Origin of the sequence: Marinicella gelatinilytica (assembly GCF_026410405.1) — a bacterium.
In the GTDB taxonomy this organism is placed as follows: Bacteria; Pseudomonadota; Gammaproteobacteria; order Xanthomonadales; family Marinicellaceae; genus Marinicella; species Marinicella gelatinilytica.
In genome coordinates, this window is record NZ_JAPMLN010000004.1 from 15,803 (window position 1) to 42,272 (window position 26,470).

General features: G+C 43.6%; 17 protein-coding genes and 1 other RNA gene. 11 read left to right on the plus strand and 7 right to left on the minus strand.

Features of this window, described 5'->3' with window-relative positions; translation table 11 throughout:
- Window positions 1-32: 32 nt before the first annotated feature.
- Window positions 33-1,163: a GGDEF domain-containing protein gene (locus OS173_RS03470; protein ID WP_267182886.1), complete on the plus strand. Its 1,131-nt coding sequence runs from the start codon at window positions 33-35 to the stop codon at window positions 1,161-1,163.
- Here the strand turns inward: OS173_RS03470 and glyS are convergent.
- On the minus strand, window positions 1,160-3,244 hold the full coding sequence (gene glyS, locus OS173_RS03475) for a glycine--tRNA ligase subunit beta (protein ID WP_267182887.1): 2,085 nt from the start codon (window positions 3,242-3,244) through the stop codon (window positions 1,160-1,162). The genes OS173_RS03470 and glyS overlap by 4 nt on opposite strands.
- 2 nt (window positions 3,245-3,246) lie before the next feature.
- Window positions 3,247-4,167, minus strand: a complete 921-nt coding sequence (glyQ, locus tag OS173_RS03480; protein ID WP_267182888.1) for a glycine--tRNA ligase subunit alpha — start codon at window positions 4,165-4,167, stop codon at window positions 3,247-3,249.
- A 482-nt stretch (window positions 4,168-4,649) separates the two neighbouring features.
- On the opposite strand from glyQ, the gene OS173_RS03485 reads away from it, so the two are divergent.
- The gene (locus OS173_RS03485; RefSeq protein WP_267182889.1) at window positions 4,650-7,067 is read left to right on the plus strand and encodes a S9 family peptidase; all 2,418 of its coding nucleotides are present in this window, start codon (window positions 4,650-4,652) and stop codon (window positions 7,065-7,067) included.
- Window positions 7,068-7,270: 203 nt separating this feature from the next.
- Here OS173_RS03485 and OS173_RS03490 read toward each other — a convergent pair whose 3' ends face one another.
- Together OS173_RS03490 and OS173_RS03495 are read right to left on the minus strand one after the other, a co-directional pair.
- Complete coding sequence (locus OS173_RS03490; protein WP_267182890.1) at window positions 7,271-8,731, minus strand: IS1182 family transposase; 1,461 nt, start codon at window positions 8,729-8,731, stop codon at window positions 7,271-7,273.
- Between the two features lie 101 nt (window positions 8,732-8,832).
- Window positions 8,833-11,136 carry a S8 family serine peptidase gene (locus tag OS173_RS03495; RefSeq protein WP_267182891.1) on the minus strand — a complete coding sequence of 768 codons (2,304 nt, stop codon included), beginning with the start codon at window positions 11,134-11,136 and terminating at the stop codon, window positions 8,833-8,835.
- Window positions 11,137-11,231: 95 nt separating this feature from the next.
- On the opposite strand from OS173_RS03495, the gene rnpB reads away from it, so the two are divergent.
- Together rnpB and OS173_RS03505 are read left to right on the plus strand one after the other, a co-directional pair.
- Window positions 11,232-11,620, plus strand: an RNA gene (gene rnpB, locus OS173_RS03500) — RNase P RNA component class A.
- Window positions 11,621-11,650: 30 nt separating this feature from the next.
- Window positions 11,651-13,705: a RelA/SpoT family protein gene (locus tag OS173_RS03505; RefSeq protein ID WP_267182892.1), complete on the plus strand. Its 2,055-nt coding sequence runs from the start codon at window positions 11,651-11,653 to the stop codon at window positions 13,703-13,705.
- A 62-nt stretch (window positions 13,706-13,767) separates the two neighbouring features.
- Here OS173_RS03505 and OS173_RS03510 read toward each other — a convergent pair whose 3' ends face one another.
- The gene (locus tag OS173_RS03510) at window positions 13,768-14,613 is read right to left on the minus strand and encodes a thiol:disulfide interchange protein DsbA/DsbL (protein ID WP_267182893.1); all 846 of its coding nucleotides are present in this window, start codon (window positions 14,611-14,613) and stop codon (window positions 13,768-13,770) included.
- 51 nt (window positions 14,614-14,664) lie between these two features.
- On the minus strand, window positions 14,665-15,285 hold the full coding sequence (locus OS173_RS03515) for a c-type cytochrome (RefSeq protein WP_267182894.1): 621 nt from the start codon (window positions 15,283-15,285) through the stop codon (window positions 14,665-14,667).
- Window positions 15,286-15,465: 180 nt separating this feature from the next.
- Here OS173_RS03515 and yihA point away from each other — a divergent pair, with 180 nt between their 5' ends.
- From yihA to uvrD, 3 genes are read left to right on the plus strand one after another with little or no spacing between them, the layout of a single operon-like run.
- The gene (gene yihA, locus OS173_RS03520; protein WP_267182895.1) at window positions 15,466-16,068 is read left to right on the plus strand and encodes a ribosome biogenesis GTP-binding protein YihA/YsxC; all 603 of its coding nucleotides are present in this window, start codon (window positions 15,466-15,468) and stop codon (window positions 16,066-16,068) included.
- Entirely contained in the window at window positions 16,061-17,173 is a 1,113-nt protein-coding gene (locus OS173_RS03525; RefSeq protein ID WP_267182896.1) for a hypothetical protein, read from the plus strand. The genes yihA and OS173_RS03525 overlap by 8 nt, the downstream gene beginning before the upstream one ends.
- Window positions 17,164-19,353 carry a DNA helicase II gene (gene uvrD / locus OS173_RS03530; RefSeq protein WP_267182897.1) on the plus strand — a complete coding sequence of 730 codons (2,190 nt, stop codon included), beginning with the start codon at window positions 17,164-17,166 and terminating at the stop codon, window positions 19,351-19,353. The genes OS173_RS03525 and uvrD overlap by 10 nt, the downstream gene beginning before the upstream one ends.
- On the opposite strand, the gene pip is transcribed toward uvrD, so the two are convergent.
- Window positions 19,354-20,304 carry a prolyl aminopeptidase gene (gene pip / locus OS173_RS03535; RefSeq protein WP_267182898.1) on the minus strand — a complete coding sequence of 317 codons (951 nt, stop codon included), beginning with the start codon at window positions 20,302-20,304 and terminating at the stop codon, window positions 19,354-19,356.
- Between the two features lie 124 nt (window positions 20,305-20,428).
- Here pip and OS173_RS03540 point away from each other — a divergent pair, with 124 nt between their 5' ends.
- The 4 genes from OS173_RS03540 to OS173_RS03555 all read left to right on the plus strand — a co-directional run bounded on the left by OS173_RS03540 (window position 20,429) and on the right by OS173_RS03555 (window position 26,464).
- Entirely contained in the window at window positions 20,429-20,914 is a 486-nt protein-coding gene (locus OS173_RS03540; protein ID WP_267182899.1) for a methyltransferase family protein, read from the plus strand.
- Window positions 20,915-20,920: 6 nt separating this feature from the next.
- Window positions 20,921-22,249 (plus strand): DUF2254 domain-containing protein, encoded by a 1,329-nt coding sequence (locus OS173_RS03545; RefSeq protein ID WP_267182900.1) that lies wholly within the window; start codon window positions 20,921-20,923, stop codon window positions 22,247-22,249.
- A gap of 214 nt (window positions 22,250-22,463) precedes the next feature.
- Window positions 22,464-24,374: a right-handed parallel beta-helix repeat-containing protein gene (locus tag OS173_RS03550; RefSeq protein WP_267182901.1), complete on the plus strand. Its 1,911-nt coding sequence runs from the start codon at window positions 22,464-22,466 to the stop codon at window positions 24,372-24,374.
- Between the two features lie 224 nt (window positions 24,375-24,598).
- Window positions 24,599-26,464, plus strand: coding sequence for a hypothetical protein (locus OS173_RS03555; protein ID WP_267182902.1), 1,866 nt, complete (start codon window positions 24,599-24,601; stop codon window positions 26,462-26,464).
- The last annotated feature ends 6 nt before the right edge of the window (window positions 26,465-26,470 follow it).

Consider the following 26,470-nt stretch of genomic DNA (forward strand, 5'->3'; position numbering starts at 1 on the left):
AAATTATAAAGACCCTCACATGAACCGAGATCATGGAATGGTTTTTTAAAAGCCCCGAGCATGCCGCATTTAAGAAAAAGTTCATTGAAAGGCAACTGAACTATGCTCGAAAAATGGCTATTTTTGCAGCCTGTTATTACTTCGTTTTTGGTTTTCTGGATTTTTACCTGGCCGATGAAACCACCTGGCAACTTCTAAAAATCAGACTGCTTGTCACCCTCATATTATTGCTACTGATTCTATTAACCTTTCATCCACGAATAAAACACCATTGGCAAACAATTATTGGCTTACTGGTATTTATTGCCGGATTAGGTGTTGTCTTTATGTCCGCCTATGTACCTGGTATTTATAAACCCATTTATGCCCAGGGTTTACTTCTGGTTATCTTCTACGGCTATACCATGAATAAGCTCATGTTGAAGCCGGCTATTTTGGCCGGTTCTGGTGTTACACTGGCCTACTTTATCAATACCTTTTACTTTTCCGACGTGGCTTCAGAGTTTATGGTCACCAGCCTGTTCTTCCAGATTTCCACCAATACTTTCGGTGTGTTTGCTGTTTATTTTATGCAAAAGAATGCTTTTGATGTCTATGTTAAAAATGAGGATTTAAAGAACCACAATAAACGATTATTAAAACAAAGTGAAACCGATGGTCTCACCGGCATTGGTAATCGGCGTTATTTTAACAATCATTTTGAGCGTTTATTTGACGCCAAGATCAGATCACTGGATTACCTCAGTTTAATGTTATGCGACATTGATTATTTTAAAAATTATAATGATGCTTATGGCCACCTCAAAGGTGATGACGCTTTAATAAAGATTGCTAAAATCTTGTCGCAGCAAGTGCCTTTAGAGAAAGGTTTTATCGCTCGCTTTGGTGGTGAAGAATTTATTTTGGTGCTGTTTAATCATGATTCACAACAAACCCATCAGTTCATCAAAAACATTCAACAAAAAATTAAATCCGAGAACATAGAGCACCTCGATAATAAAGCCGCTGATTGGCTTACCCTCAGTTTTGGCTTTGTCACATTGGACGTGAATAAAACATCACCCAATCAAGCCTACCGACAATTAACCAAACGTGCCGATCGCTGCCTCTACCAAGCCAAACAACAAGGCCGCAATCAAATTGTCGGTACTGAATTTAATTAACTTTTAACCAATTCTGATAAATCCGCAATCGAACCGGTTAAACGACTAACTTGAGTCAGTTGAGCCAAACGGTTTAAACGAATTTTTTCATCCTCAACATTCACCATCACGCCTTCGAAATAGTCATCCAACGGTTGTGCCAAGGTCGCCAATAATTGATAAGCCTCACTGTATTTTTTATCATCGACCAATACCGTAAATTTCGGTGCGATGACCTTAATTTTTTCATCAAGTTGTGTTTCCAAAGGCGAATCAAAAAGACTGACATCGACCTTTTCTAACTGCTCTGCCGGAACATTTGCTTTCGCCACAATATTGGTGGCGCGTTTATTGGCTTCAATCAGTGATTTGGCATAATCCTGCTGTTTAAAATCTTCGGTGGCCTGAATGCGCTGATCTAAGTCGGACAACACAGTCGCATCTAAGGTATGAGCGGCATTAAAGACATCGTGCGCCACGCCCTGATTAATATAAAAATGGCGCAAGCGTTCAATAAAAAACTGCCGGACACTTGTTTTCGCTACCTCACCCGCCGCCAAATCACTGTTTTCCGCCAATACAGCGAAGCAATAATCAATCAACTCCGTATAACTGACCTGAATCTGTTTATCTTTTAGAATACTGATAATGCCCAAAGTCGCACGCCGTAAAGCAAACGGATCTTTTGAACCGGTGGGTTTTTTACCGACCGCAAAAATCCCCACCAGGGTATCCATTTTGTCGGCCATCGCCAACGCCTGACCCAGCGCATTTTCCGGTAATTGATCACCACTAAAACGTGGTAAATATTGATCACGAATGGCGTTGGCGACTTCCCTGTCCTCACCCTGGGCAGCGGCATAATAACCACCCATCAGGCCTTGTAAGTCAGGAAATTCGCCCACCATATCAGACATTAAGTCGCATTTCATTAGCCTGGCAGCTTGTTCACCTTGCTTCATGCTAAAGCCCATTTTTGGTGCCAGCCAATCCATAATATGCTTAATACGATCGGTCTTATCAGCATAAGAACCCAGGGATTTCTCAAAGGTCATTTTCGCAAGCAACGGTAAGTTTTCGGCAAGTGGCCTGGCTTTGTCTTTTTCCCAGAAAAATCGCGCATCCGCTAATCGTGGTGTAATGACTTTCTCAAAACCTTTTTTCACCAATTCCGGTTGTTTTGAATCGATGTTCGCCAGCGCCACAAAATGCGGCATTAACTCACCCTGATTGTTTTCCACTGGAAAATATTTCTGATGGGATTCCATCGAAGAAATCAGCGCTTCTCTCGGCACCTTTAAAAATTCTGAATCAAAATCGCCCAATACAGCCACCGGTTTCTCAACGATACTGGCCACTTCCTGCAGTAAAGCCTGGTTAATTAAAGCCCGGCCTCCGACCGCTTCGGCCTCCGCGTTTACCTGTTGTTTAATCAACTGCTCACGTTCTAAATGATCTACCATCACGTCAGCTTGCTGTAAAACCGCTTTATAATCCAAAGCACTGTCAATACGCAGCCAACCCGCGTGGTGAAATCGATGTCCTTTCGTTTTGTGATCACTTTGATGGCCGAATAAGTCCATTGCAATCACATCCTTGCCATTCATTAATACCAACCAATGCACCGGTCGGATAAAAGCGTAATCATGGTTACCCCATCGCATCGGTTTTGGAATCGGTAGTTGCTTGATGGCTTGCTCAATCATTCCGGGCAACACATCATTAATATTCAGGCCTTTTTCCACCACCTGATAAACCAAATACTCGCCTTTGTCGGTTTTAAGGGTCTGCAAATCATCCACTTCGGCACCCACGGATTTGGCAAATCCGCTGGCTGCCGGTTTCGGCTTACCATTCTCATCATAAGCCACCGCCACCGATGGGCCACGTTTTTCGACTTTTTGGTCGGCTAATTGCTCACTGACATCACGCAGTAAAAACGCCAAACGTCGCGGTGAGGCAAACCACCTGGAATCCTCGGCAAACGCAAAACCCTGTTCGTTTAATTGTGCACAGACACCGTCGAATAAGGCTTTTGATAAACCATATAAGGCTTTTGGTGGTAATTCTTCACAGCCCAATTCAAATAAAATATCAGCCATGGTTAAGCCTCCTTGCGTGCTTGATTATGATCTTGACAACCCGGGAAACCCAGAGCTTCACGGGATTGATAATACATCGTTGCCACTGATTTTGACATATTCCTGACCCGTAAAATAAACTGCTGGCGCTCAGTGACACTGATGGCTTTACGCGCATCGAGTAAATTAAAAGTATGCGAAGCTTTTAACGCTTGCTCGTACGCCGGCAAGGGTAGTTTTTCTTCAATCAATAAAAGACACATTTTCTCAGCCTGATCAAATGCCTGAAACAAAGCCGGTACATCGGCATGCTCGAAGTTATAGGTCGATTGTTCCACTTCATTCTGATGAAAAACATCCCCATAAGTCACGGTGCCGTTCGGTGTCTCTGCCCACACCAAATCGTATATCGATTGTTTATTTTGCAAATACATGGCCAAGCGTTCCAAACCATACGTAATCTCACCCATCACCGGCTTGCAGTTTAAGCCACCCACCTGCTGAAAATAGGTAAACTGAGTCACTTCCATGCCATTAAGCCAGACCTCCCAACCCAAACCCCAAGCGCCCAGAGTCGGCGATTCCCAGTTATCCTCAATAAAACGAATATCATGCACCAAAGTATCGATACCAATGGCTTTTAAGGAGGCTAAATACAGCTCCTGAAAATCATCCGGTGACGGCTTTAACACCACCTGGAATTGATAATAATGCTGTAAACGATTTGGGTTTTCACCATAGCGGCCATCCGTCGGCCGCCGACTGGGCTGTACATAGGCACTGTTCCATGGCTCCGGTCCAATCGCCCGTAAAAAAGTCGCCGGATGAAAGGTCCCCGCACCCACTTCTAAATCCAGAGGCTGAATCACGACACAACCGTTTTTCGCCCAAAACTGCTGCAAGCGAAGTATTAAATCCTGAAAAGTCAGTACCTGTTTATCCATGTGAACATTGGCATGTAAAAGAACGGCTTATTATAGTGGAATAAGTTTATGAGTTCATGCAATTTAAACCTAAATCCACAAGTAACCTGAGCTTGTCGAAGGCGTTATAACAGCATAGATATTCCTCCAATGGCTTCGACAAGCTCAATCGTCTTTTTACTTTATTTTCATCCACCACGACTTATGTCCAAAACGTTATCTACTACCTTATAAGTTCCACAATTAGAATCCCTAATACCCACTTAAGATAAGTTATACAACTAAAGTTTTAACTTGTTGCGCCTTAGACAAACTGTTCATTTAAGCCCCCCGCTAAGATTAAACGATCAACATAGCTTAAGCTCGTAGCTATTGTTACAAATAATACCTATATTTCAGTGCACCACAATGTTTTAAAGAATCACCAATCCATGACTTTCGACCCCGTCGTTTTGATGGGGTGTTTGGTAGAATTGATGGTTGAATTTTAGATTGGAGCTGTTATGCCTTTTTTGTTGCTTATTGTTACTTTTGTTTTCAGTTTTTCTGCCCTGGCGCAGGAAGCCCTGGATTACCAGAAACCACCGCAGGAAATACTTGAGTTGGTGGATATAGATCGGGCACCTTCGGTGCGTATTGATTCTGCTGCTGACACTTTGTTGCTGTTATACCGTGATACCTATCAGTCGATTGATGAATTATCGGCACCTGAAATGCGTTTGGCGGGTTTACGGATTAATCCGGACACGAATATTTCCAGTCGTATTCGGTATTATAACAACATTAAAATTCAGGATATCCATTCTTCACAAACCCACGAATTATCCGGCTTGCCGCAAAATCCTAAATTGGCCTATGTCAGTTGGTCACCGGATGAGCAAAAGGTCGCGTTCACTCATACCACTGATAAAGGCGTGAGCTTATGGGTGGCGGATATTAAAACCCGGCAGGCGAAATCTTTAAGTCAACCCAATCTGAATGCCAATCTGGGTCAGCCCTATACCTGGCTGAAAAACAGCAACCAATTACTGATAAAAACCTTACCCGAAGACCGCAAGGCACTAATCGATACAGATCAAGCTGTACCCACCGGACCAACGGTGAGCACCAGTGATGGTGCCAAAGCCCAGAATAGAACATATCAGGATTTGCTGAACAATCCACAGGATGAATTTAATTTTGAACAATTGGCTCTATCTGACTTGCAGTTAGTGAATTTAAACGGCAAGCAAAATCCCTGGGCGGACACCGCCATGTATCGTGATTTAACTGTTTCACCGGCTGGCGATTACGTCATGGTGACACAAATTCAACGGCCATTTTCTTATTTGGTGCCTTATTATCGATTCCCTGTGCAAACGGATATTCTGAAAAAATCCGGCCAACAGGTGAAAACCGTGAATCAAGTGCCCTTGATTGAAGATCTACCGAAGGGTTTTATGGCAGTTCGCACCGGTAAACGTGAGATGCAATGGCGCAGCGATAAGCCGGCGACTTTGGTGTGGGTGGAGGCTTTGGACGGTGGTGACCCTGAAAATAAAGTAGACTTTCGAGACGAAGTGTTTCAGCTGGCTGAACCCTTTAAAGCAACGCCGGAATCAATGCTAAAAACAAAAGACCGTTTTTATCAGTTAACCTGGGGTGATGATCAGCGGGCACTGATTTTTGATTATTGGTGGAATACTCGACAAATCAACACCTCATTGTTTACTCCCAGCGATTTATCCAAAGCACCGCGCCTGATCGACAGCCGCAATTATCAGGATGTCTATGCCGATCCCGGTCGTTTTATGTTGGTTAAGAATAAATACGGTGAAGAGGTTTTGCGGATTCATGATGGTAAAGCCTATTTATTGGGCGATGGCTTTAGTGATGCCGGTCAATTTCCTTTTTATGATGAATTTAATTTAAGCAGTTTTGATAAGAAACGGATTTATCAATCATCTTATAAAGATAAACTGGAAACCTTGGTTGATGTGATTAGCGATGATGGCCAACAATTATTGGTTCGTATTGAAGCACCGAATGAATTTCCCAATTATTATATCCGTGATTTAAACCAGGATAAGTTAAGTGAAATCACTGACTTTGAGAATCCGTTTAAATCACTGACTAACATTCACAAAGAAGTGATTAAATACAAACGCGCGGACGGTGTGGACTTATCGGCCACCTTATATTTACCGGCCGATTATGATTTTGATCAAAAACCGAAATTACCGATGATTCTGTGGGCCTATCCCACTGAGTTTAAAGACCAGGCCAGCGCCTCGCAAAATCGCCAAAACCCGAACGAATTCACCTATGCTTATTACGGTTCCATGATTTACTGGGTAACCCGTGGTTACGCGGTACTTGATGATGCGGGTTTTCCTATTGTTGGTGAAGGTGACGAAGAACCTAATGACAGCTTTATCCAACAATTAGTCGCCAATGGCGATGCGGCCGTCAAAGCGGTGGCTGATATGGGCTATATTGACGCTGAACGGGTGGCCGTGGCGGGTCATTCTTACGGTGCTTTTATGACCGCCAATCTACTCAGCCATTCGGATACCTTTGCTGCCGGCATTGCCCGCAGCGGTGCCTATAATCGCACGCTGACACCGTTTGGTTTTCAGGCTGAAGAACGTAATTACTGGGAAGCACCTGAGATATATTACAACATGTCGCCGTTTATGCACGCCGATAAAATGAATGCGCCGTTACTACTTATTCATGGTGCCGCAGACAATAATTCCGGCACCTACCCGATGCAGTCAGAACGTTACTTCAACGCCTTAAAAGGCCTCGGCGCCACCGCCCGTCTGGTGATGCTGCCAAAAGAAAGTCATGGCTACCGCGCCAAAGAATCCATCCTGCACGTGCTGTGGGAACAAGATCAATGGCTGGAGAAGTATGTGAAGAATAAGACTACTGAGTAACAAAATAACAGGCGACCAGCTGTGTTACTAGGTCGCCTCTTTTACTCGTTCCCACGCAGAGAGACTGTGAAATAACCGAAACCTGGTTGTCTATTTAACGTTATAAATATCTATTGTTTTTAAACATTAGTTTAAACTATCATCAAGTTTAGTTGTTTTTGGTATTTTATTGAATTTTGGTAGAGTAAATCTGCTTTGAGGGCTTAAGTAGCCCTAATCATGGCTCTGAAACCGTTATTTCCTAAGATGTTCAGTACTCGTCTAAAATTATAAGCGAACATTATGAGGGCATTTTCGCCTGACACCTTCTCTTTGCCTCGAACCAGGAAATGATCCCATCCAAGGGCTCTTTTTATGGTGCCAAATGGGTGCTCCACGATTGAGCCTCTTTTTTTGATTAGTTCCTTGGCGTTGGCTGTTTCCATTTTAAGTTTATGGGCATCAATGACTGCTTCATGTTCCCATCTGTAAAGTTGTTTGTAACTGGATTTTTTTGAAAGGCATTGGTCTTTTAATGGGCAGGTTTTGCAAATCGCCGATGGTGATACATATTTAAAATATGTTTTTCCATTTTTAACTTGCTTGCTGTTGGTTCTTTTTATTATGACTTCATTAGGGCAGGTGTAGCAATCTGATTCTTGATCATACTTATAGTGATCTCTGCTGAATTTTCCTTGTGATAGCTTCTGTCTGGTTCTGTTGGCCTCAGGCACGATAACATCAATATCTTCATCCCTGCATTTTTTAATTTCTTTGGCGCTGTAATAGCCTGTATCAGCCACCACATTCATTGAACTGCTTTCCAATGTGGCTTTAGCTTGTCGCGACATTTTATGAAGTTGTTCATTGTCGTTCCCTTTTGATGATATGTCTGTTGCTATAATTAACTTTTGTTTATCATCGACGACTATCTGGGTGTTATAGGCCATGAGGTTATGGCCCGGCTTTTTCATTAATGAGGCATCGGGATCTGTGTAGTTATGTTGCTTTTTATTGAGTCGATTAAGGAGCTCAAGACCTGCGTTTATTTTTTCTTGCTTGGCTTTGAGCTTCTTTAAATCTTTGGGAATTTCCTTGCCAATATCTATGGGCTGACGTTCATTATCTGTGGCATCTAATGTGGCTAAATACTGATCTATTTTCTCATCAACCTTGATCAAGTCCTTTTCAAGATTGTTCTTCATTAATAATTGGTTTTTAGAAGCGTTGGCTTTAAAAAAAGCACCATCGACAGCTTTGATGCCATCGCCTATTAATTCGAGCTTTTTACACAATAGAACAAACTCTCTAAATACCGCTTTTAATGCTTTAGGATTGTCTTTTCTAAAATCAGCAATGGTGTGATAGCTTGGTACTAAATTTTGAGTCAACCACATCATTTCAACATTGCGTTTACACTCACGTTCCAACATTCGGCTGCTTCTAATTTTGTTTAAGTAACCGTAGATATAGATTTTTAGTAGTAGCTGCGGGCTATATGCTTTTTGGCCATCAGATCGGGGACTTTGCCGGGTATCTTTAAACCCTAACTTTTTAAGGTCTAATATGCTGACATAATCATCAATGGCTCTGACACTATTTTCCTCATCAATAAACTCATCAAGGCTTGGGGGGAATAAAAGATGTTGGCTTCGGTCAGTGCCAGCTTTATAAAAAGAGTCCATAAATATGGTAGGATTTAATGTAATATAATTATATCATTTTTAGTGCCTGGCTGAGTTATTTCACAATCTCAGAGCGTGAGAACGAGGTTATAGAATCAGGTTTATTCAAACCCATCTTTAAAAATAAGATCGCTTAACTCAAAACCATTTTCAAAAATTAAATCAGCCAAGATTTGGCAGTTGTCGCAGACTAAAGCGAAATCCTGGCGGTTGGTGCTTGGGTTATGGGGATTAAGGGCGTCGCCCATGATATTGGCCGCCATGACTTGTATTGTAAACCGATTTCCTTGGTGTTGTGCTGGATTTAAAAACACGGCTTCCATATTATTTTTTTCATCAGGACTGCCACCGGTGGTTGAAAAACCGTTACCGGCGAATTGATTACCGAGGTAGGTATTGTTATTGTTTTTCACCATTAAATCCAAATCATTAACCCAAGCCGGAGTGGAGGTTCCTGAAGGAAAACCTGGCGCATCAGTCCAGACCAGCATGACTTTAACCGGTTCATTGGGGTTTTCAGCCACCAAAGGAACTGACCATTGCTCACCACTGGTAGAAAACATCACTTGTTGATCTTTTAGCCAGACGGCATTCGCGGGATTAATAATGGTATCTAAATTAAGTCGGCCCCAGCCTTGCTTTCGGTTTGGGGCGTGGCTCATTACATGACCATCAGCGTCATTATAGCCGTTCAAGTCATCGGCTTTAACCGTGAACAGTGCTTTGATCAAAGCGGAACTGGGATCGACACCGTGGTTGTTTTTGTACTGCTGCCAATACAAAGCCACTGCACCGGAAACCACCGGTGAGGCCATGGAGGTCCCACAATTCATGCCATAGCCAGTGCTGGTTAATGGCGCATCAGTATAACAACCCGGTGCCACAATATGCGGTACCAAACGACCGTCACAAGCCGGACCATGGCCGCTGTTTGAAGACACATCAAAAAGTGCATTTTGCTGGCTTCCGTTGCTTCTTTGTAGCTTGGTTGAACCCACTGCAAATAAATTTTTGGCTTCATCGGGTGCGCCAAGAGATGATGGCGCGCAACTACCGCCTGAATCACCATTGCCGTTCATAATCGACCATACCGGCATCACCGGCTGATTGCCCGGAATATCGGGATTGGCATCACGGGCAATCATATCCAACTCCATGGTAGGAATATCGTAACCTTGTGGCGTGCCACTCGGACCCCAGGAATTATTGGCCAGTAAAACACCACTGGTTTGTGAATCTTTAAAAATAGACAACATACCGCCGGCCACCATGCCACCGGGACCTGAACCCATTAAAGGGGCATATAACTGTTCAACAATATGAACACCCGGCGCCACACCCAGACCACGGTTAAAACCACCTAACATTGAATTATTAACACCGGTGCCACCAATCGCACCTGCCACATGAGTACCATGCGTATCGGTGCTGTTGCCACAGCTCGGACCCGAACCTGAACAAGCCGCAAACTGACCGACCAAATCGGGATGATTATTTTGAATACCACCATCAACCACACCAACCGTCACACCATTGCCATTGACACCGGCAGCCGTTAGCCAACTCTGATAACCCGGCGCCACGGTTAAATTATTATTAAAAGCACCCACGACCGATTGCTGGCTCATTTCACCCCGTGGCCCGCCGTCGGTGGCGACTTTTTGAATGGTTAGTAAACCAGGGATGGCGGCGGCGGCTTGGTATTGTGAGCCGGATAGACTGAAATTTATCGCCGATAAATTTTTGTCAATGGTAACTGTTGAGTCGATTATGGCACCTAATTGAATCAACGTGTTTTGACTGTCCTGTAATTGATCAGTAACAACCAGAGCCATGGTCGGCAAAATCGCAGAATCCAAATTTCGATTAACTGTAGCCACCCTAAAAGCACTGTACATATAACTGACCGATCTCAATGCCGGCAGTTGACTTAGGCTGTTTCGCTGTTCGGGATTCGCTAAAACAATCCAAGAAAAAGGTGCCAAGGGCTTAATAAGCTGGACATTCTCAGCCTGCAAGGCTGTTAACCATTCCGCTTTGATGGGACCTTTGAACTGCACGATATAAAGTTGAGTTGAACCACTGCTGCGTCCCAGAGACAAATCTTGGAACCATATATTATTGGGTAATTGCGCATCATTTAAGTCTATTCTTTGGTTATCAATATTGACGTGAAAGGGTTGCGCGATTACGTGAACCGAGGCATCAGAAATGGATGAATTTTGTGGTAATTGATTTTCCGACAACCATAAAAAATGGTCATATTCAATGGCGACACCTGACATTTGCCGCCTTAATTCCTGACTTGGATTGTCGATTCTTAGCCAGTTATCTTGTTCTTTAGCTGTTGCCGTCAACGAAAAACAGCAAAACACAAGCATAAGCGATGACCACATTTTTTTCATTAAAACAATAACTCATAAATAATAGACTTAATATTGCCTGTTTAAAAATTCAAATACAAGTTGTATTTATACGATAACGACCCAATAATAGCCCATGAGTTGGTTGGGCAATCGCGGGTGCTTCATGCATTCGAGGAAAGTCCGGGCTCCACAGGGTAAAGTGCCGGATAACGTCCGGGAGGCGTGAGCCTACGGCCAGTGCAACAGAGAGTAGACCGCCCGACCACTCAATTTTTAATGCTTTTGAGTGTTAAAAATTGAGTGGTCGGGTAAGGGTGAAAGGGTGCGGTAAGAGCGCACCGCGACTTTGGTAACAAAGTTGGCATGGTAAACCCCACTTGGAGCAAGACCAAATAGGAAAACTAATGGTGTGACCCGCACTTGTTTTCGGGTAGGTTGCTTGAGGTCGGCAGTAATGTCTGATCCAGATGAATGATTGCCACGATTTATCGTACAGAACCCGGCTTACAGACCAACTCACTTTTTTTAGCGCTTAAAAAAAACAACAAACCACATGAATGAACACGCCACTCAAGCAAGTGAAGATTTCTGGTTAGATGACAATCACTGCTCAAAGGACCACAAAAGCAAAACCTTGCATCTACTTGACGCGTTAAAAGCCGATCAAGACATTAAAGAAATTTTTGTGTGTTTTCATCAAATCAGAAACTATCCCGATAGTCGCACCGAAGTCATCACTGACTTGACCGACGCACAGCGGGAAACATTGGATGATTTATTGAAAATTCATCAGGCCGATTGGTTACGCAATCCGAAATCCAGTAATGCCGAAGGTTTACGCCGCTTATTATTTGCCATGTTGAATGATGTGCGTTTAGTACTCATTTTACTGGCCGAACAATTAGTTTTAATGCGCGCTGCACTGAATTTCTCCGACGATATTCAAAAACAGCTGGCAACATCAACCATGACTTACCATGCTGCCTTAGCCAATCGCTTAGGTGTCTGGCAAATCAAATGGGAGTTAGAAGACTTATCGTTTCGTTTTTTAGACACCAAAACTTATCGCATGATTGCCAAAAAACTGGCAGAAAAGCGTGATGATCGAGAACAATTTATTAGCCGCTGTTCAACAGAATTACAACAGGTCCTCAAGGACAATAACATCGCCGCTGATATCGCCGGCCGGCCCAAGCATATTTACAGCATCTTCAAAAAGATGCAGCAAAAAAACCTACAATTTGAAGGTTTATACGATATCCGCGCCATTCGCGTATTGGTTGATACCGTGGCTGACTGTTACGCTGCTTTGGGTTTGGTGCATGCCATGTGGCCGCATGTTCCGAAAGAATTTGATGATTACATTGCCCAACCGAAAGGTAACATGTACCAATCTTTACATACAGTGGTGATGGTATCCGGTAAAACCTTAGAAGTCCAAATTCGTACCCACCAAATGCACGAACATGCGGAACTCGGGGTGGCCGCTCATTGGCGCTATAAGGACGGCAGCCGCGAAGACAGTGGATTTGACAAAAAAGTCAACTGGATGCGTGAATTACTCAATGAAAACACCCATAGTGATGACTTATTAGGGGCTTTTCAATCAGACACCCAAGAAGAACGTGTCTATGTATTTACACCTCAAGGTGATGTTATTGACCTGCCCCAAGGCAGCACTGCGGTGGATTTTGCCTATCAAGTACACACTGAAGTGGGGCATCGCTGTCAGGGCGCTAAAATTAATGGCGCCATTATTCCTCTGACCCGTCCTTTAAAAACCGGTGAACAAATTGAAATTCTCACCGCGAAAGAACCTAAACCATCCAAAGATTGGCTTTACGAGCAATCAGGCTACCTACAAAGCGCCCGAGCCCGAGCAAAGGTCAGACAATGGTTTCGAGAAAATAACTTTGATAAAAATTTAACCGTTGGCAAAGACATGTTGGAGCGGGAGCTCAATAAATATGCGTTACAACATGCAGACATTAATAATTTACTCAGTTCTTTTAACTTACAGAGTTTAGATAAGTTATATACCATGATTGCCACGGGTGATATCACGGTATCACAAGTGCTGCGTCGTGCTGATCAACAACTTAATCCAAAGAAAAAACCTCAAAAAGCAGCCAGCAAAAGTATTTCCAAAAAAGCCAGTCCAAACGACCTGGTGGTGGAAGGTGTTGCTGATTTAAAAACCACTTTTGCCAGCTGTTGTAAACCCATGCCCGGTGATTCGGTGGGTGGATTTATTACCCGAACCCGAGGCATCAGTGTCCATCGCCGCGGTTGCGATAACTTTATTCATATGATTTCAGAGGAGCCCAACCGCTTAATCAATGTTCGCTGGCGAGACAGTGCCACTGATCACAGCACCAGCGTCCTTAATATTATTGTCGAAGACCGTAAAAATGTTATTAAAGACATGAGTCACTTATTGGCACAATTGGACAGTGATATTGTTGCGCTTAACACAGACAACAGCACACACAGCGATGCCATTACCATCGAAATCGCCATTCAAACCAAAGATTTTGACCACCTCAACCGCGTTATTAATCGTTTATCAACACTACAATCGGTGAAAGACATTAGACGGAAGTTCTAAGTCGGTATATTTTAAGCAAAAAAAACCGGTCACTGGGACCGGTTTTTTTCGCTTAGTTATTATTACTCAGCTTCTTGTAGCGCCAGCGCTTCAGTGACTTTTATGATGTCATCACGTGAACGCATTTGTTGAGAGTTGGGGGTATATTTGCCGTTTACCACCAATGTTGGCGTTGATGTAATATTCATGGCCTGCATCATTTGCATGCCTTTACGAATCTGACCATCCACCATAAATGATTTTGCAGTGGATAGGAATTTATCCTTATCCACATTAAAAGAAGCCGCCGCCCAATCAGCCACATCTTCTATGTTGCGAAACTGTTTTTTATGTTGATGAATGGCTGCAAAAAACGGCCCATGCGCTTGATCCAGCATATTCATGGCTTCAAATGTGTAAAAGGCCTGTGCATGCGGACGCCATTGTGGGTAAAAAACCACCGGCACACGTTGTACCTTAATATTTTCGGGTAAATCACTTTCCAGGCGTTTCATATAAGGCTGGAAGCTATTACAGTGGGTGCACATGTAACTAAAAAACTCATACACAACCACATCATCACGACCGGTATCCCAGGCAGGTGTTATTACATTATAGTGAATGCCTGCTTGGTAGTCTGTGTTCGCGCTCGGTGCTGATTCTTGAGCCTCATCGTGACTGTGGTCATGACCATCTGTTAACTCATCAGAAACTTGCTCAGCAACTTCTTTGGCTTGTTCCTTGGCTTTTTCGCTTTGTTCAGCAACAACTTCTTCCACTTCTTTCTTAATTTTGTCTTGTGTTTCTTGCTTAACGGCTTCAGTGGTTTGCTTAGCTTGTTGCTCAACTGCCGCCTCCGAATCGGAATCATTGGCTTGAGAGCAACCCCAAATCATGGTTACCGCCAAAAGTAAAATCAGTTTTTTCATGTGTAATCCTCGTTTATTGATTTAATTATGACCGGATGTCCGGGGCAAAGTTCAGTTAGATTGCGCTTGCAAACCTTGCATGTAACTGGCTACAGCTTCTATTTCCTCTTGGCTCATATATTTCGCGATGTCGGCCATGATTTTACCATTGACCTCGTCTTTACCTGGAACCACGCGACCTTCTTTAAATAGTTTTAACTCGTTAACCAGATATGGGGCATGTTGGTTAGCAACCACAGGATATCCGCTCAATGGGTTGCCCTGACCGGTTGGTCCATGACATGCAATACAAGCCGGAATATCTCGGTCTTTCAGGCCACCTTGATAAATCGCTTCACCCAATTCAACTTGGGCCGGATCTGCCGCCAACAATTTGGCTTCTTGCTGGCCAAAATAAGCCGCTAAATCGGCCATATTCTCTTCAGTCAAGCCCATCGTCATTGGCATCATAACGGCACTGGGCCGATCACCGCTTTTAAATAACTTTAATTGTCGCTCTGTGTACTGTGGATGCTGACCTGCAATGGTTGGCCAAATCGGATTAACACTGTTACCATCAGTACCATGACAAGCCACACAAGTGGCCGATAAGGCCTGTCCTTTTTCGGCATCACCTTGTGCCAATAGTTGACCGGAAAATATAGCCAAAACAACAAAAACAATCTGTTTCATAACAACCCCTAATCGGTTTATTGGTTAACAAAGTGCGCTATTATAACGCAATATCAGCAGTCAAACATATCAAATTTGAACCCAGTCCATTAAAATACGGCACCATAAAACAGTCTCCAAGCATCAATGATTAGCTGGCTGGTTGACTGTCCACACATTTTTCGGATTAAGCAACACCCTATGAGTCATTTATTCAATCAAAGCCAATATTTAGTCAGTGCTTACCGCTATGACCAATTACCTGAAGACAGCGGTCAAGAAATCGCCTTTGTCGGTCGCTCCAATGCCGGTAAAAGTACCACCATCAATGCCCTGACTAATCACCGCGGACTGGCCAAAGTCAGTAAAACCCCGGGTCGCACCCAGCTATTTAATTGTTTTGAGTTTGCACCCGACAGACGATTGATTGATCTACCCGGCTATGGTTACGCCAAAGTACCGGAAAAAATGCGTAAACATTGGCAAAAGGAAATTGACCATTACTTAATGCACCGCAAAAGCCTTATTGGGGTGGTCATTATTATGGATATTCGTCATCCGATGAAAGCTTTTGACGAACAAATGATTAACTGGGCTGCGCAATCAGGCCTGTACAGTCATGTGTTACTGAATAAGGCCGATAAATTAAGCCATTCACAGGCAACCACAACCTTACTTCAAACTAAAAAGGCGATTTTAGCCATCAGTGAATCAACCACCTGCCAAACCTTCTCAGCCTTACGTAAAGAAGGCGCAGATGTTTTATCGAATACCATTAAACCCTGGTTCGAGCACCATGATTAATTCTCAGCATTATTTCGGGGTCATCAGTTTAGAATGCCAAACTGCTTTAAAAAACACCCTTGATAAATCCCAAGCGGCTCAGCTTGGTGAACAAATGGCGTTGGAGCTTAGTAAAGTTTTGCATTTAAGTCCCGAAACTTCTCTGGTAATAGCCGCCGCCAGTTACCCCACAGAAGCCTTGTTAAAACCAGGTTTTGCTGTACACAATAATTTATTGAAATACGCATCTGCCGCTTTTCAAGGCGAACAACATCAGCACAGGGTCTTATCCATAGGCGCACATCATGGCAATATGCCTGAAGGCTTGCAGCCACCGAAAACACCTGCACCCTTGATGCATGTTCCATTTGTTTTAATCACTGAAGACAGTGATGTCGGATATCGATTTGAGCATAAATTACTGGATAAAGGCATGGTCTCGCCACCCACTTATCAGCTGTTAAGTAAATTATTCCAGGGCCAAATTGTACACGCCAATTACATGACGCATTTAGATTTAATCGCGATGATGCACAACCACTATAACCAAGTGGGTATGCATCATTTATGGCAGGTCATTGAATCTGCATTATTGTCAAAAAATCAAAGTGCTGATATCAACCACAACCGGCAGGGTTTCCATCTACGTGGACAACAGGTTTTTATGCCTTTTTACACGCTCAAATCTTTTTATAATCAGCACCCAAAAAGCACTGAACAAGATTATATTGTCTGGCTGATGGCGCAAAGATTAGCTGATGAGGTATTTCATAGTCATGGTCTTGAAACGGGTTATTTTTTGACAGATAGTGATCTTGAATTGCCGATTGATAAGACCATAGAGAGCAGGCTCATTGAGGGTGACTTTTATTATCATAATGAACCTTCGGAATTACAGCCCGAAAAGCCGCAGTTAGAAGATTATATGCACCCGGATGCCGGTTATGTCTGGACTGTACTCACTGAAACCAACGGTCATCAACATTGGCTTTATCCGCTCAACAAATTCGGTCAAGCGGCCATTGATGACTTCCTGGAATCACAATACGGCAATGTTTATCAAGCCGCTATCAAACTAAAACGACGTCTGGATGGGCGATTACAGGAGTCATCGGGATGCCATTAGACCCACACAGTATTATTGAAAACCTCAACGAAACCCAGGCGCAAGCAGTCACCACAGATGCCCAGCATGCATTGGTCTTGGCCGGCGCCGGCAGCGGTAAAACCCGGGTGTTAGTTCACCGCATTGCCTGGTTAATAACTGCTGAATTTGTCTCCCCATTTAGTATTCTGGCGGTTACTTTTACCAATAAGGCTGCTGCGGAAATGCGAAACCGCATTGGTCATATGTTGAATCGTGAGGTACGGGATTTATGGATTGGTACCTTTCACAGCATTGCTTTAAGACTATTGCAAATAAACAATGAGGCCGCGGGCTTACCACGAAATTTCCAGATTTTAGATAACGACGATCAATACCGTTTGATCAGACGTTGTCTAAACGAACTGGAACTGGATGAAAAACAATGGCCACCACGGACTGTACAGGCTTATATTAACGACCAAAAAAATGAAGGCCTGCGACCACATGAAATTGATGATATGGGTGATTACAACATCGGTGTGTTTTTAAAAGTCTATGCCCATTACGATGCCCATTGTCGTCGCGCCGGCTTGGTGGATTTTTCCGAGATGCTGATTCGAGCCCATGAATTACTACTGGATAACGCTGATTTACAAGCAAAATATCAACAACGCTTTTCTCATATCCTGGTGGATGAGTTTCAAGACACCAACGCCATTCAATCGGCTTTTATTCAAGTTTTAGCCGGTGGCGATAACAGCGTTATGGTGGTGGGTGACGATGACCAATCCATTTATGCATGGCGAGGTGCTCGCGTGGATCATATTTTAGATTTCCAGAACCTTTACCCCAACGTTGAACAATATAAATTAGAACAAAATTACCGTTCCACCCAAAACATTCTGGATGCCGCCAATGCAGTGATTGCCAATAACCAAAAACGGTTGGGCAAAAACCTCTGGTCTGCACAATCTGCCGGTGAAAAACTACAAGTTTACGGCGCCCATTCTGATTACGATGAAGCTTATTTTGTGGCCGAACAAATTGAACGCATGTTGGCCAACACCACCAAAGCCAATGAAATTGCAATTTTGTACCGCTCCAATGCACAATCACGACTGTTAGAAGAAAATCTTTTAAAACGCGCCATTCCATACCAAATATACGGCGGCCTGCGTTTCTTTGAACGTATGGAAATTAAAGATGTACTGGCTTATGCCCGTTTAATCAATAATCGCCAGGATGATTTAGGCTTCGAGCGTGTCATTAACACACCAACCCGAGGTATCGGTCAAACCACCGTTAATCGCATTCGCAACCAGGCGCAAATGGAGACCGTGAGTTTATGGCAAGCCGGCACGCAACTCAGTCAAGCCGGTAAACTGAGCAAACGTGCCGCCGGATCCCTGGTACATTTCACCACTTTAATAGATGAATTAGAACATAACAGTCAAAATCAAAGCTTGGCGGAATTATTCAGCGACATCATCGAACGCAGTGGTTTAAAAGACCATTACCTCAAAGAACCACCCGAAAAAGCCCAAACCCGCTTAGAAAACTTAGACGAATTGATTAATGCCGCGGAAAGCTTCAGCATGTCAGATGAGGAAAGCGCGCTGGGATTAACGCCCTTATCTGCTTTTCTGTCACAAGTGAGCTTAGATGCCGGTGACCGTGACAATTCCGATGAACCCCATGTGCAACTTATGACCTTACACTCCGCCAAGGGCCTGGAGTTCCCGGTGGTCTTTATTGTCGGTCTCGAACAGGGTTTATTTCCCCACATTCAATCCATGGATGATCCGGTGAAATTACAGGAAGAGCGCCGTTTGGCCTATGTCGGCATCACCCGCGCCGAAAAACAACTCATCCTGTGTTATGCCACATCACGGCGCATTCGCGGCAAGATGTCCGCCTGTCTACCCTCACAGTTTCTGCGTGAAGTACCCAAGGAATTAATCAACCAAATTCGCGGCAACATCCATCCACCGAAACCACAAATGAGCGGCTACCACCGGCCGGGCAGCCATCGCTTTAACCCGGGGCCGTCAGAATCCCTGCCCTATCAAATCGGTCAGACCGTGCGCCACAGCCGATTCGGCGAAGGCGTGGTCACAGACATGAACGGCAAAGGGGATTATCTGCAGGTACTGGTACAATTTAACGACGCCGGACCTAAAGTGCTGGCCGCTAAATACGCCAAACTGGAAGTGGTTTAATCACGCATTGTTGGCAAACTTGTTGGTGGCATCCACCAGTGCTTCAGCAAGCGTTGGCTCAAAGGCAGAATGTCCGGCATCGGGGACAATCACCAGTTCCGAATTATTTAATCGCTGATTGAGTTCATAGGCCGACTCCACCGGACAAATCACATCATAGCGCCCCTGAACAATAATGGTGGGAATATCAGCAATTTTGTCACAGTCATCCAGCAACTGGTTTTCATGGTCAAAAAAGCCTTTATTCATAAAATAATGATTTTCTAAGCGGGCAAAGGCCAGCGCAAATTCAGGTTCGGCATTGTCCTCAATATGTTCTAAATCGGGGTATAAATGACAGACCGAACCTTCCCACACCGACCAACGCTCAGCCGCTTTTAACTGCACATCTTTATCGTCGCTGAATAAGCGTTTTTGGTAAGCGGCCATGAGATTGTCGCGTTCATCTTCGGGGATATGTTCATAAAACGGTTGCCAGGCATCCGGGAATATCCGACTGCAGCCATCCTGATAAAACCAGTGCATTTCTTTTTCACGAAATAAAAACACGCCACGAACGACTAATTCAGTGACACGATCAGGGTGAGTTTGCGCATACGCCAAGGACAAAGTGCTGCCCCAGGAACCGCCGAATACCTGCCATTGATCAATATTCAAATGTTCACGAATACGCTCCATATCGGCCACCAGATCCCAGGTTGTGTTGTCTTCCACACAAGCATGGGGCGTGCTTTTACCACAGCCACGTTGGTCAAACTGGATGATATGGTACTTATCCGGATCAAAAAACTGTAAGGTTTTTTCAGATACACCACCGCCTGGACCACCATGCACAAATATAACCGGTTTACCCTGTGGATTGCCTGCAGTTTCCCAGTAAATGGTGTGGATATCAGAAACCGGCATTAAGCCACTTTGCAGAATTTCGGGTACTGGAAATAATTTAGCCATCCGCTTACCTTTTATTTGTTAAAGATTTATTATAAACAGCCTTTTTGAAAACATAAACCCTCTTTTAACGGTTCCCAATCCCTGTCTTTTTGCGTTACAATTAATAAAAAAACACACAAATAATATGTCACAAGAACGACCAGTCAATTTAACCCGTTTGGCTTTAAAAATTCCGCCCGCCTTAATTTTTGTTATCTGGCTGGCGGCCATGGCCTCTCTGCGCTATATTTTTCCGGGCCTGAACTATACGCTTTTCTTAACGCCTTTTATCGCCGGCTTATTTTTTTTACTGGGCTTATTTTTGACGTTGTCTGGTTTTTTCCATTTCAAAAAAGCACAAACCACCATTGATCCCAGATACCCGGAAAATACCACAACCATCGTGACAACAGGTATCTATCGCTTCTCTCGAAACCCCATGTACCTGGGTTTTCTGATGTGGCTGACCGCCTGGGCCTTTATTCTGTCCAATCTGGTGGGTTTTGTATTTTTACCGTTATTCGTATTCTATATGAACCGCTACCAAATTATTCCAGAAGAGAAAATTTTACACCAACAGTTTGGTGATATTTACTACCGTTATTTAAAAAAGGTCGGGCGCTGGCTGTAAGTCTTAATGATTAATCCGGTTAAAAAATCCCTGCATTTTTTTGTCAAGCTTGAGCGGCAAATCGCTTTTTATCCCAGCGTCATGGCTTTAGCCGGTTTGTTTCTGGCATTGGTGATGATTTACTTAGAACAACTGGGCTTGTCACAATTCTTCATTAAACATGTACCGATTGTCATGGTGCAAAGCTTTGAAACAGCACGCACCATTCTGGGCACCTTTATCGGTGGCTTCATTTCCATATTGGTCTTCAGTTTTTCCATGGTCATGATATTACTGAATCAGGCCGCTGCTAATTTTTCACCGCGCTTATTGCCCGGTCTGGTCTCCAATAAAAAACATCAAATCATTTTAGGCATTTATCTGGCCAGTTTGTTTTTCTGTCTGCTGGCCTTGATGCTGATTCAATCCGAAGGCAAAGAAGTTACCACACCAGGCAGCATGATTCTGATGGCCATCTTAATGATGGCGACCTCGTTGACGGCCTTTATTTATTTTATTCATTCCATCTCAAAATCCATCCAGGTGGATCATATTTTACACCGTATTTACCATGACTCAGCCGATCAGTTTATTCGCCTACTTGAAGCCGGTAAAGACAATGACAAGTCACCAATTTTAACTAAATCGCCGGCTGACTTTTCTGCGGACGACAAGTGGACCTTATATCATTCCGAAACCACCGGCTATCTCAGTGCGGTCGACACCGGCGCACTACTTAAACTAATGCAAAAAGATGACAACCAAATGCAGATTTTGGTTGGTCGCAGCTATTACATGTTAGCCGGCACACCGCTGTTTAGAACCCGAAAACTGGTGGAAGATGGTTTGGCAAAAGATATTCACAAACAATTTTTAATCGAATCTTCGGTCTCAGTCAGTGACAACGAAGATTTAGGCTTTAAAGTGATTACCGAAATCGCCGTTAAAGCCATGTCTCCGGGTATTAACGACCCGGGAACCGCCCTCACCTGTATCGATTACCTCACCCAGTTACTGGCACTTCGCTTGCGCTATCAGCCACGGCAATGGTTTCAGGATAAAGTCGATGACGATGAGAACAACAACACAACCACTCGCGTACAGATTAAAACCCTGGATTTCGAAGATCTACTGTTCCAAATCATGGCCCCCTTTCGAACCTACTGCGCCCATGATATTTTGATCGTTTTAAAGTTATTGTATATGCATAAAAATCTGATTCAGATAGCACCCACCGACTTTACTGAAAATAACCGTCTGAAAAGCAGCGCCAAACTACTCACTGAACATGCGTTTAAGCACATTCAATTGACGGAAGATAAACGAAGAATTGAGTATTTGTACAGCACACTGTAAAAATCTGAAAAAGCGGAAAAACACTTACGACACCCAAACAAAAAAACAAAAAAATCCGAAAATCGCCTTAAATTCGCCAATTTAATTTCAATTCTGTGAACCAGTTCCGAGTTCTAAACCCAAAACACAAATAGAGATATATATAATTATCCTCGGATTGAGTTTACAGCTAATGTAGCTAACTCTTTCAACTTTTAACACGGAGGACAATCTCATGAAAAAATTTTTAATCAGCGGCTGTTCGATGTTAATGCTGACATCAATGGCTCACAGTAACTCAGAATCACTCAGCGACAAAGAAATCGATCTAATCATGGAGCAAGCTGCCTTTTCAGGCTTACTTGATACCAAGCAAGCATCAACCAAAGCCGGTTCTAACTTTGTCACAGTCGGCAGCAATTCAAACTGCGATTACCGCATTGGCAACACCAAAATTCAGGATGCCATCGATGATGATAACACAGAAATCCGGATTGCTCACGGCACCTACGAAGAGAATCTTTTTATCAACAGCAAAAATGTCAAATTATTAGGCGGTTATACAGATTGTACCGCGGCCAACAATGATGATTACAGTGTTACATCCACTTTTACCAAAATTATTCCGGCCACGGGTAGCGGATTACCGGTGATCCGGGTGACCGGGGACAGCGCCAGGCATAACCTTACCTTGCGAAATCTAAGCATTGAAAATGGCGAATCTACGTCGACTAATTATTCAGGTGGCGGTGTGGCTTTTTATAACGCGGATTATGGTGTGAACATTCAAAAAGCCAACATCCAAAACAACAATGGCAAATGGGGCGGCGGCGTTGGTATTCGCGGTGGCAAAACCAACATTAGTCTCATTGGCTCAATAATATTAGGCAATGATGCAGAAGTTGGCGGCGGCCTATATTGTTTAGGTTCTAACAGCTCATTAGTGATGGATAATTCGAGTTATTTCATGTTCGGTTTTTACGAGCCCATGATCGTTGCCGGCAATAATGCAGTCACCAATGGCGGTGGTGCGTACATCACCCAAGGCTGCCAGTTGACCAGCTATGTGGGCGGCTCACTATTAGATGGTGGTGGCTTTTATGTTAACAAGGCCGACAGACATGGTGGTGGCATTTATGCCAGTGGAGGTGCAAACATCAGCCTCATAGGTGAACGAAGGTGCTCAAATGTGGGCCCTATCACATTTTGTAGTGGCAATAACACGCAGCCCAATACTTTTTACGACAATACAGCAGACAATAATGTGGATAACGATGGGAATGGTGGCGCGGTTTATGCCACCGGTAACAGTACCAAAGTGACGGCAACCAATGTCAACTTTATCACAAACCAAGCCTTTAAGGGTGGTGCAGTTTATGTCACAAATGGCGCTGAATTTGATACCTATGCTGTGAACCATCAAAACTGTTGGAAGAACGGCCGCTGCAATCAATTCACTAGTAATAGAGCCTCCACGGACAATGGCCACGGCGGGGCTTTTTATGCCAGAGACGGTGGTAAAATATCGGTTCTGGCTTCGCATATAGAACGCAATCGTGCTGACTTTGGATCAGGGTTTTACATTTATGGAACAGGTTCAGAGCTTTATTTAGAAGGTTCCTATGTTGTCGATAATGGCGAACCGGGATCAACTAATTATGAAAACCTGTATCCTGTGCGCGTGACCACAAATGCAAATGCAGTCGTTCATTATAGCACCATTGCTGATAATAATGTGCCAATCACTAATGCATCTGTTGCCAATTCATCGGGTTCATTAGAATTACTGGCTAATATCATTCATGACACATCCGGAGCGGTGGCACTGAAGTCTGTTTCACCGGTTTCAACCACTCAAGAATGTAATATTGTAAATTCTTTTGGCGATATGTTCAGTGCGATAACAAATATTGAAGACAACCCAAGATTTGTTGACCGGGTTAACAATGACTATCACATTGATGCCGCCTTTTCACCGGCTGTGGATTATTGCCTGGGAAATCAGGGTCACGTTAACAACAAAGACACCGACGGTGACACCAGAGCTTGGGACGATTACACCGTCTCCAATATATACGGCCCCTTCGATGCCGGTGCCGATGAAACATACCAAAATGATGTTATTTTTGAAGACGACTTTCAATAATAACCAGACAACTCCCAAGAACAAAAAGCCCCGAATTCGGGGCTTTTTCTATGACTGCACCTAAAAACAAGCAGCTCTGCAAAGCCACTTATATCCTAATCTGTGAACCAGTTCCGATGACCATCCTTACATACAGATTGTGCTTACCTATAATAATGCCGTCCTAACATAAATTATAAATCAGTCTCTTATAGCTGTTTTTTTTTACCTGAGAGAACATAAATATGAAAAAATTACTAATCACCGGAATACTTTTTACCGTCAGCTTCACCATCAACGCACAGGTTCTCAGCGAATCTGATCTGGCTGCGGTTAATGTCGATAACATCAACATAATTGAACAAATGAGGCTGGAAAGTGAGAACACCTTCAGTGGCGGTTCGCCTTTTGTTACGGTGGGTGATAACTCCCAATGTGATTATTTTATTGGTAGCACACGAATTCAGGACGCCATAGATGACAACCATACAGAAATTCGCATTGTTGAGGGCACGTACAAAGAAAATATTGTGATTGACAATAAAAATGTTCAGCTACTCGGCGGCTATGAAACCTGTTCAGATGCGAATAATGACATTTATAATTTAGACCATGTTTATATCTCGCCAAATTCAGGCAGTGGCAAACCTGCCATTAAAATCACTGGAGACAGCACCCGAAATTTTGTCAGAATGCGTAGTATCTTCTTATCTCTTGGTGAAGCGCATGGTGGCTTATATATCCCGGATGCTGATTTAGGCTTAGAAATTGAGAGCAGCATTATTGCCATCAATAAGGGTGGCTATGGCGGTGGTTTGTCCGTGGTCAATGGCCGCACAGATATCTATACAGATGATTTACGAATCTACCTTAATCGGGCCAGCGTGGTCGGTGGTGGCTTATATTGCAGTGGCTCTAATAACCATATTATTATGGAGACTAAAGACATCATCGCACCCATTATTTTTCAGAATGAAGCCACCAATGGTGACGGTGGCGGTGCTTATATTTCAAATGGTTGTAATTTCACCAGTTATTCAGGCAATGATGATGATACCTCAGGCATTTCTAATAACGAAGCCGCCGGTGATGGCGGCGGCTTGTACGCGACTTCAGGCGCTAAAGTCTATTTAAATGGTAACCGCTATTGCAACACGAATAATATCTGTTACGGCGATAATGAAAGACCAGTTAATTTGAGCGGCAATACAGCTGACAGTGATCAAAGTAATATCGGCAGCGGTGGTGCCATTTATGCCACCGGAGTCAACACTGCGGTCTATGGCAATAACCTTAAAATTAATTTAAATGATGCGAATGGTGGAAATGCCGCTACCATTGCTGAGGGTGCTTTATTTCAAACCCAGACAACTTATAACAACGGTGCTTACGGACATTCAAATTCTTGCTGGGCCAATGGTCGCTGCAATCAGTTTGTCGGAAATAATTCAACGAACATTAATGGTGGCGGTGCCTTTCAGGTCAATAGTGGTGGCCAGTTAGACATTAAACGCAGCCATATCGAAGGTCATTATGCCTATGGCTCGGCTGTTTTCGATATAAGCAACGGATCCAATTTAAATTTAGAAAGTAGTTATGTGACCGGCAACGGAGACAACACAAAACCCGGCAACAGCTATCCCATTGGAGTTTATTCCGGGTCTTCAGCGCGCATCGCCTATTCCACCATTGCTGATAATTATGCACCTGATAACAATGCCACAATTGTTAACAACTCAAGTCACCTGGCCATTTATTCAAGCATCATTCATGAGCAATCAAATGCCATGGCTTTAGTTAACAGCAATGTGCTGTCAAGTGAAATCGATTGCCTAATTGTCAACAAGCGCGGCTATATCAACGACCCAAGAACAATCGAGGCTGACCCTGAATTTGTTGACCGAGCGAACAACAACTACAAACTGAATGCAGCGATCTCTCCGGCAGTCGATTATTGTGACAACAGCCATGTTCAAACCTCTTTACCGGACACCGATCGTGAACACCGGGGCTGGGATGATTACTCCGTAACGAATGTCTATGGCGCCTACGATGTCGGCGCAGATGAAAGCTATGATAATGACATTATCTTTAAAGATGATTTTCAATAATAACCA

Coding starts and splice junctions, on each gene's coding strand:
- OS173_RS03470 (WP_267182886.1), top strand. CDS start 33: ATGGAATGGTTTTTTAAAAGCCCCGAGCATGCCGCATTTAAGAAAAAG.
- glyS (WP_267182887.1), bottom strand. CDS start 3,244: ATGGCTGATATTTTATTTGAATTGGGCTGTGAAGAATTACCACCAAAA.
- glyQ (WP_267182888.1), bottom strand. CDS start 4,167: ATGGATAAACAGGTACTGACTTTTCAGGATTTAATACTTCGCTTGCAG.
- OS173_RS03485 (WP_267182889.1), top strand. CDS start 4,650: ATGCCTTTTTTGTTGCTTATTGTTACTTTTGTTTTCAGTTTTTCTGCC.
- OS173_RS03490 (WP_267182890.1), bottom strand. CDS start 8,731: ATGGACTCTTTTTATAAAGCTGGCACTGACCGAAGCCAACATCTTTTA.
- OS173_RS03495 (WP_267182891.1), bottom strand. CDS start 11,136: ATGAAAAAAATGTGGTCATCGCTTATGCTTGTGTTTTGCTGTTTTTCG.
- OS173_RS03505 (WP_267182892.1), top strand. CDS start 11,651: ATGAATGAACACGCCACTCAAGCAAGTGAAGATTTCTGGTTAGATGAC.
- OS173_RS03510 (WP_267182893.1), bottom strand. CDS start 14,613: ATGAAAAAACTGATTTTACTTTTGGCGGTAACCATGATTTGGGGTTGC.
- OS173_RS03515 (WP_267182894.1), bottom strand. CDS start 15,285: ATGAAACAGATTGTTTTTGTTGTTTTGGCTATATTTTCCGGTCAACTA.
- yihA (WP_267182895.1), top strand. CDS start 15,466: ATGAGTCATTTATTCAATCAAAGCCAATATTTAGTCAGTGCTTACCGC.
- OS173_RS03525 (WP_267182896.1), top strand. CDS start 16,061: ATGATTAATTCTCAGCATTATTTCGGGGTCATCAGTTTAGAATGCCAA.
- uvrD (WP_267182897.1), top strand. CDS start 17,164: ATGCCATTAGACCCACACAGTATTATTGAAAACCTCAACGAAACCCAG.
- pip (WP_267182898.1), bottom strand. CDS start 20,304: ATGGCTAAATTATTTCCAGTACCCGAAATTCTGCAAAGTGGCTTAATG.
- OS173_RS03540 (WP_267182899.1), top strand. CDS start 20,429: ATGTCACAAGAACGACCAGTCAATTTAACCCGTTTGGCTTTAAAAATT.
- OS173_RS03545 (WP_267182900.1), top strand. CDS start 20,921: ATGATTAATCCGGTTAAAAAATCCCTGCATTTTTTTGTCAAGCTTGAG.
- OS173_RS03550 (WP_267182901.1), top strand. CDS start 22,464: ATGAAAAAATTTTTAATCAGCGGCTGTTCGATGTTAATGCTGACATCA.
- OS173_RS03555 (WP_267182902.1), top strand. CDS start 24,599: ATGAAAAAATTACTAATCACCGGAATACTTTTTACCGTCAGCTTCACC.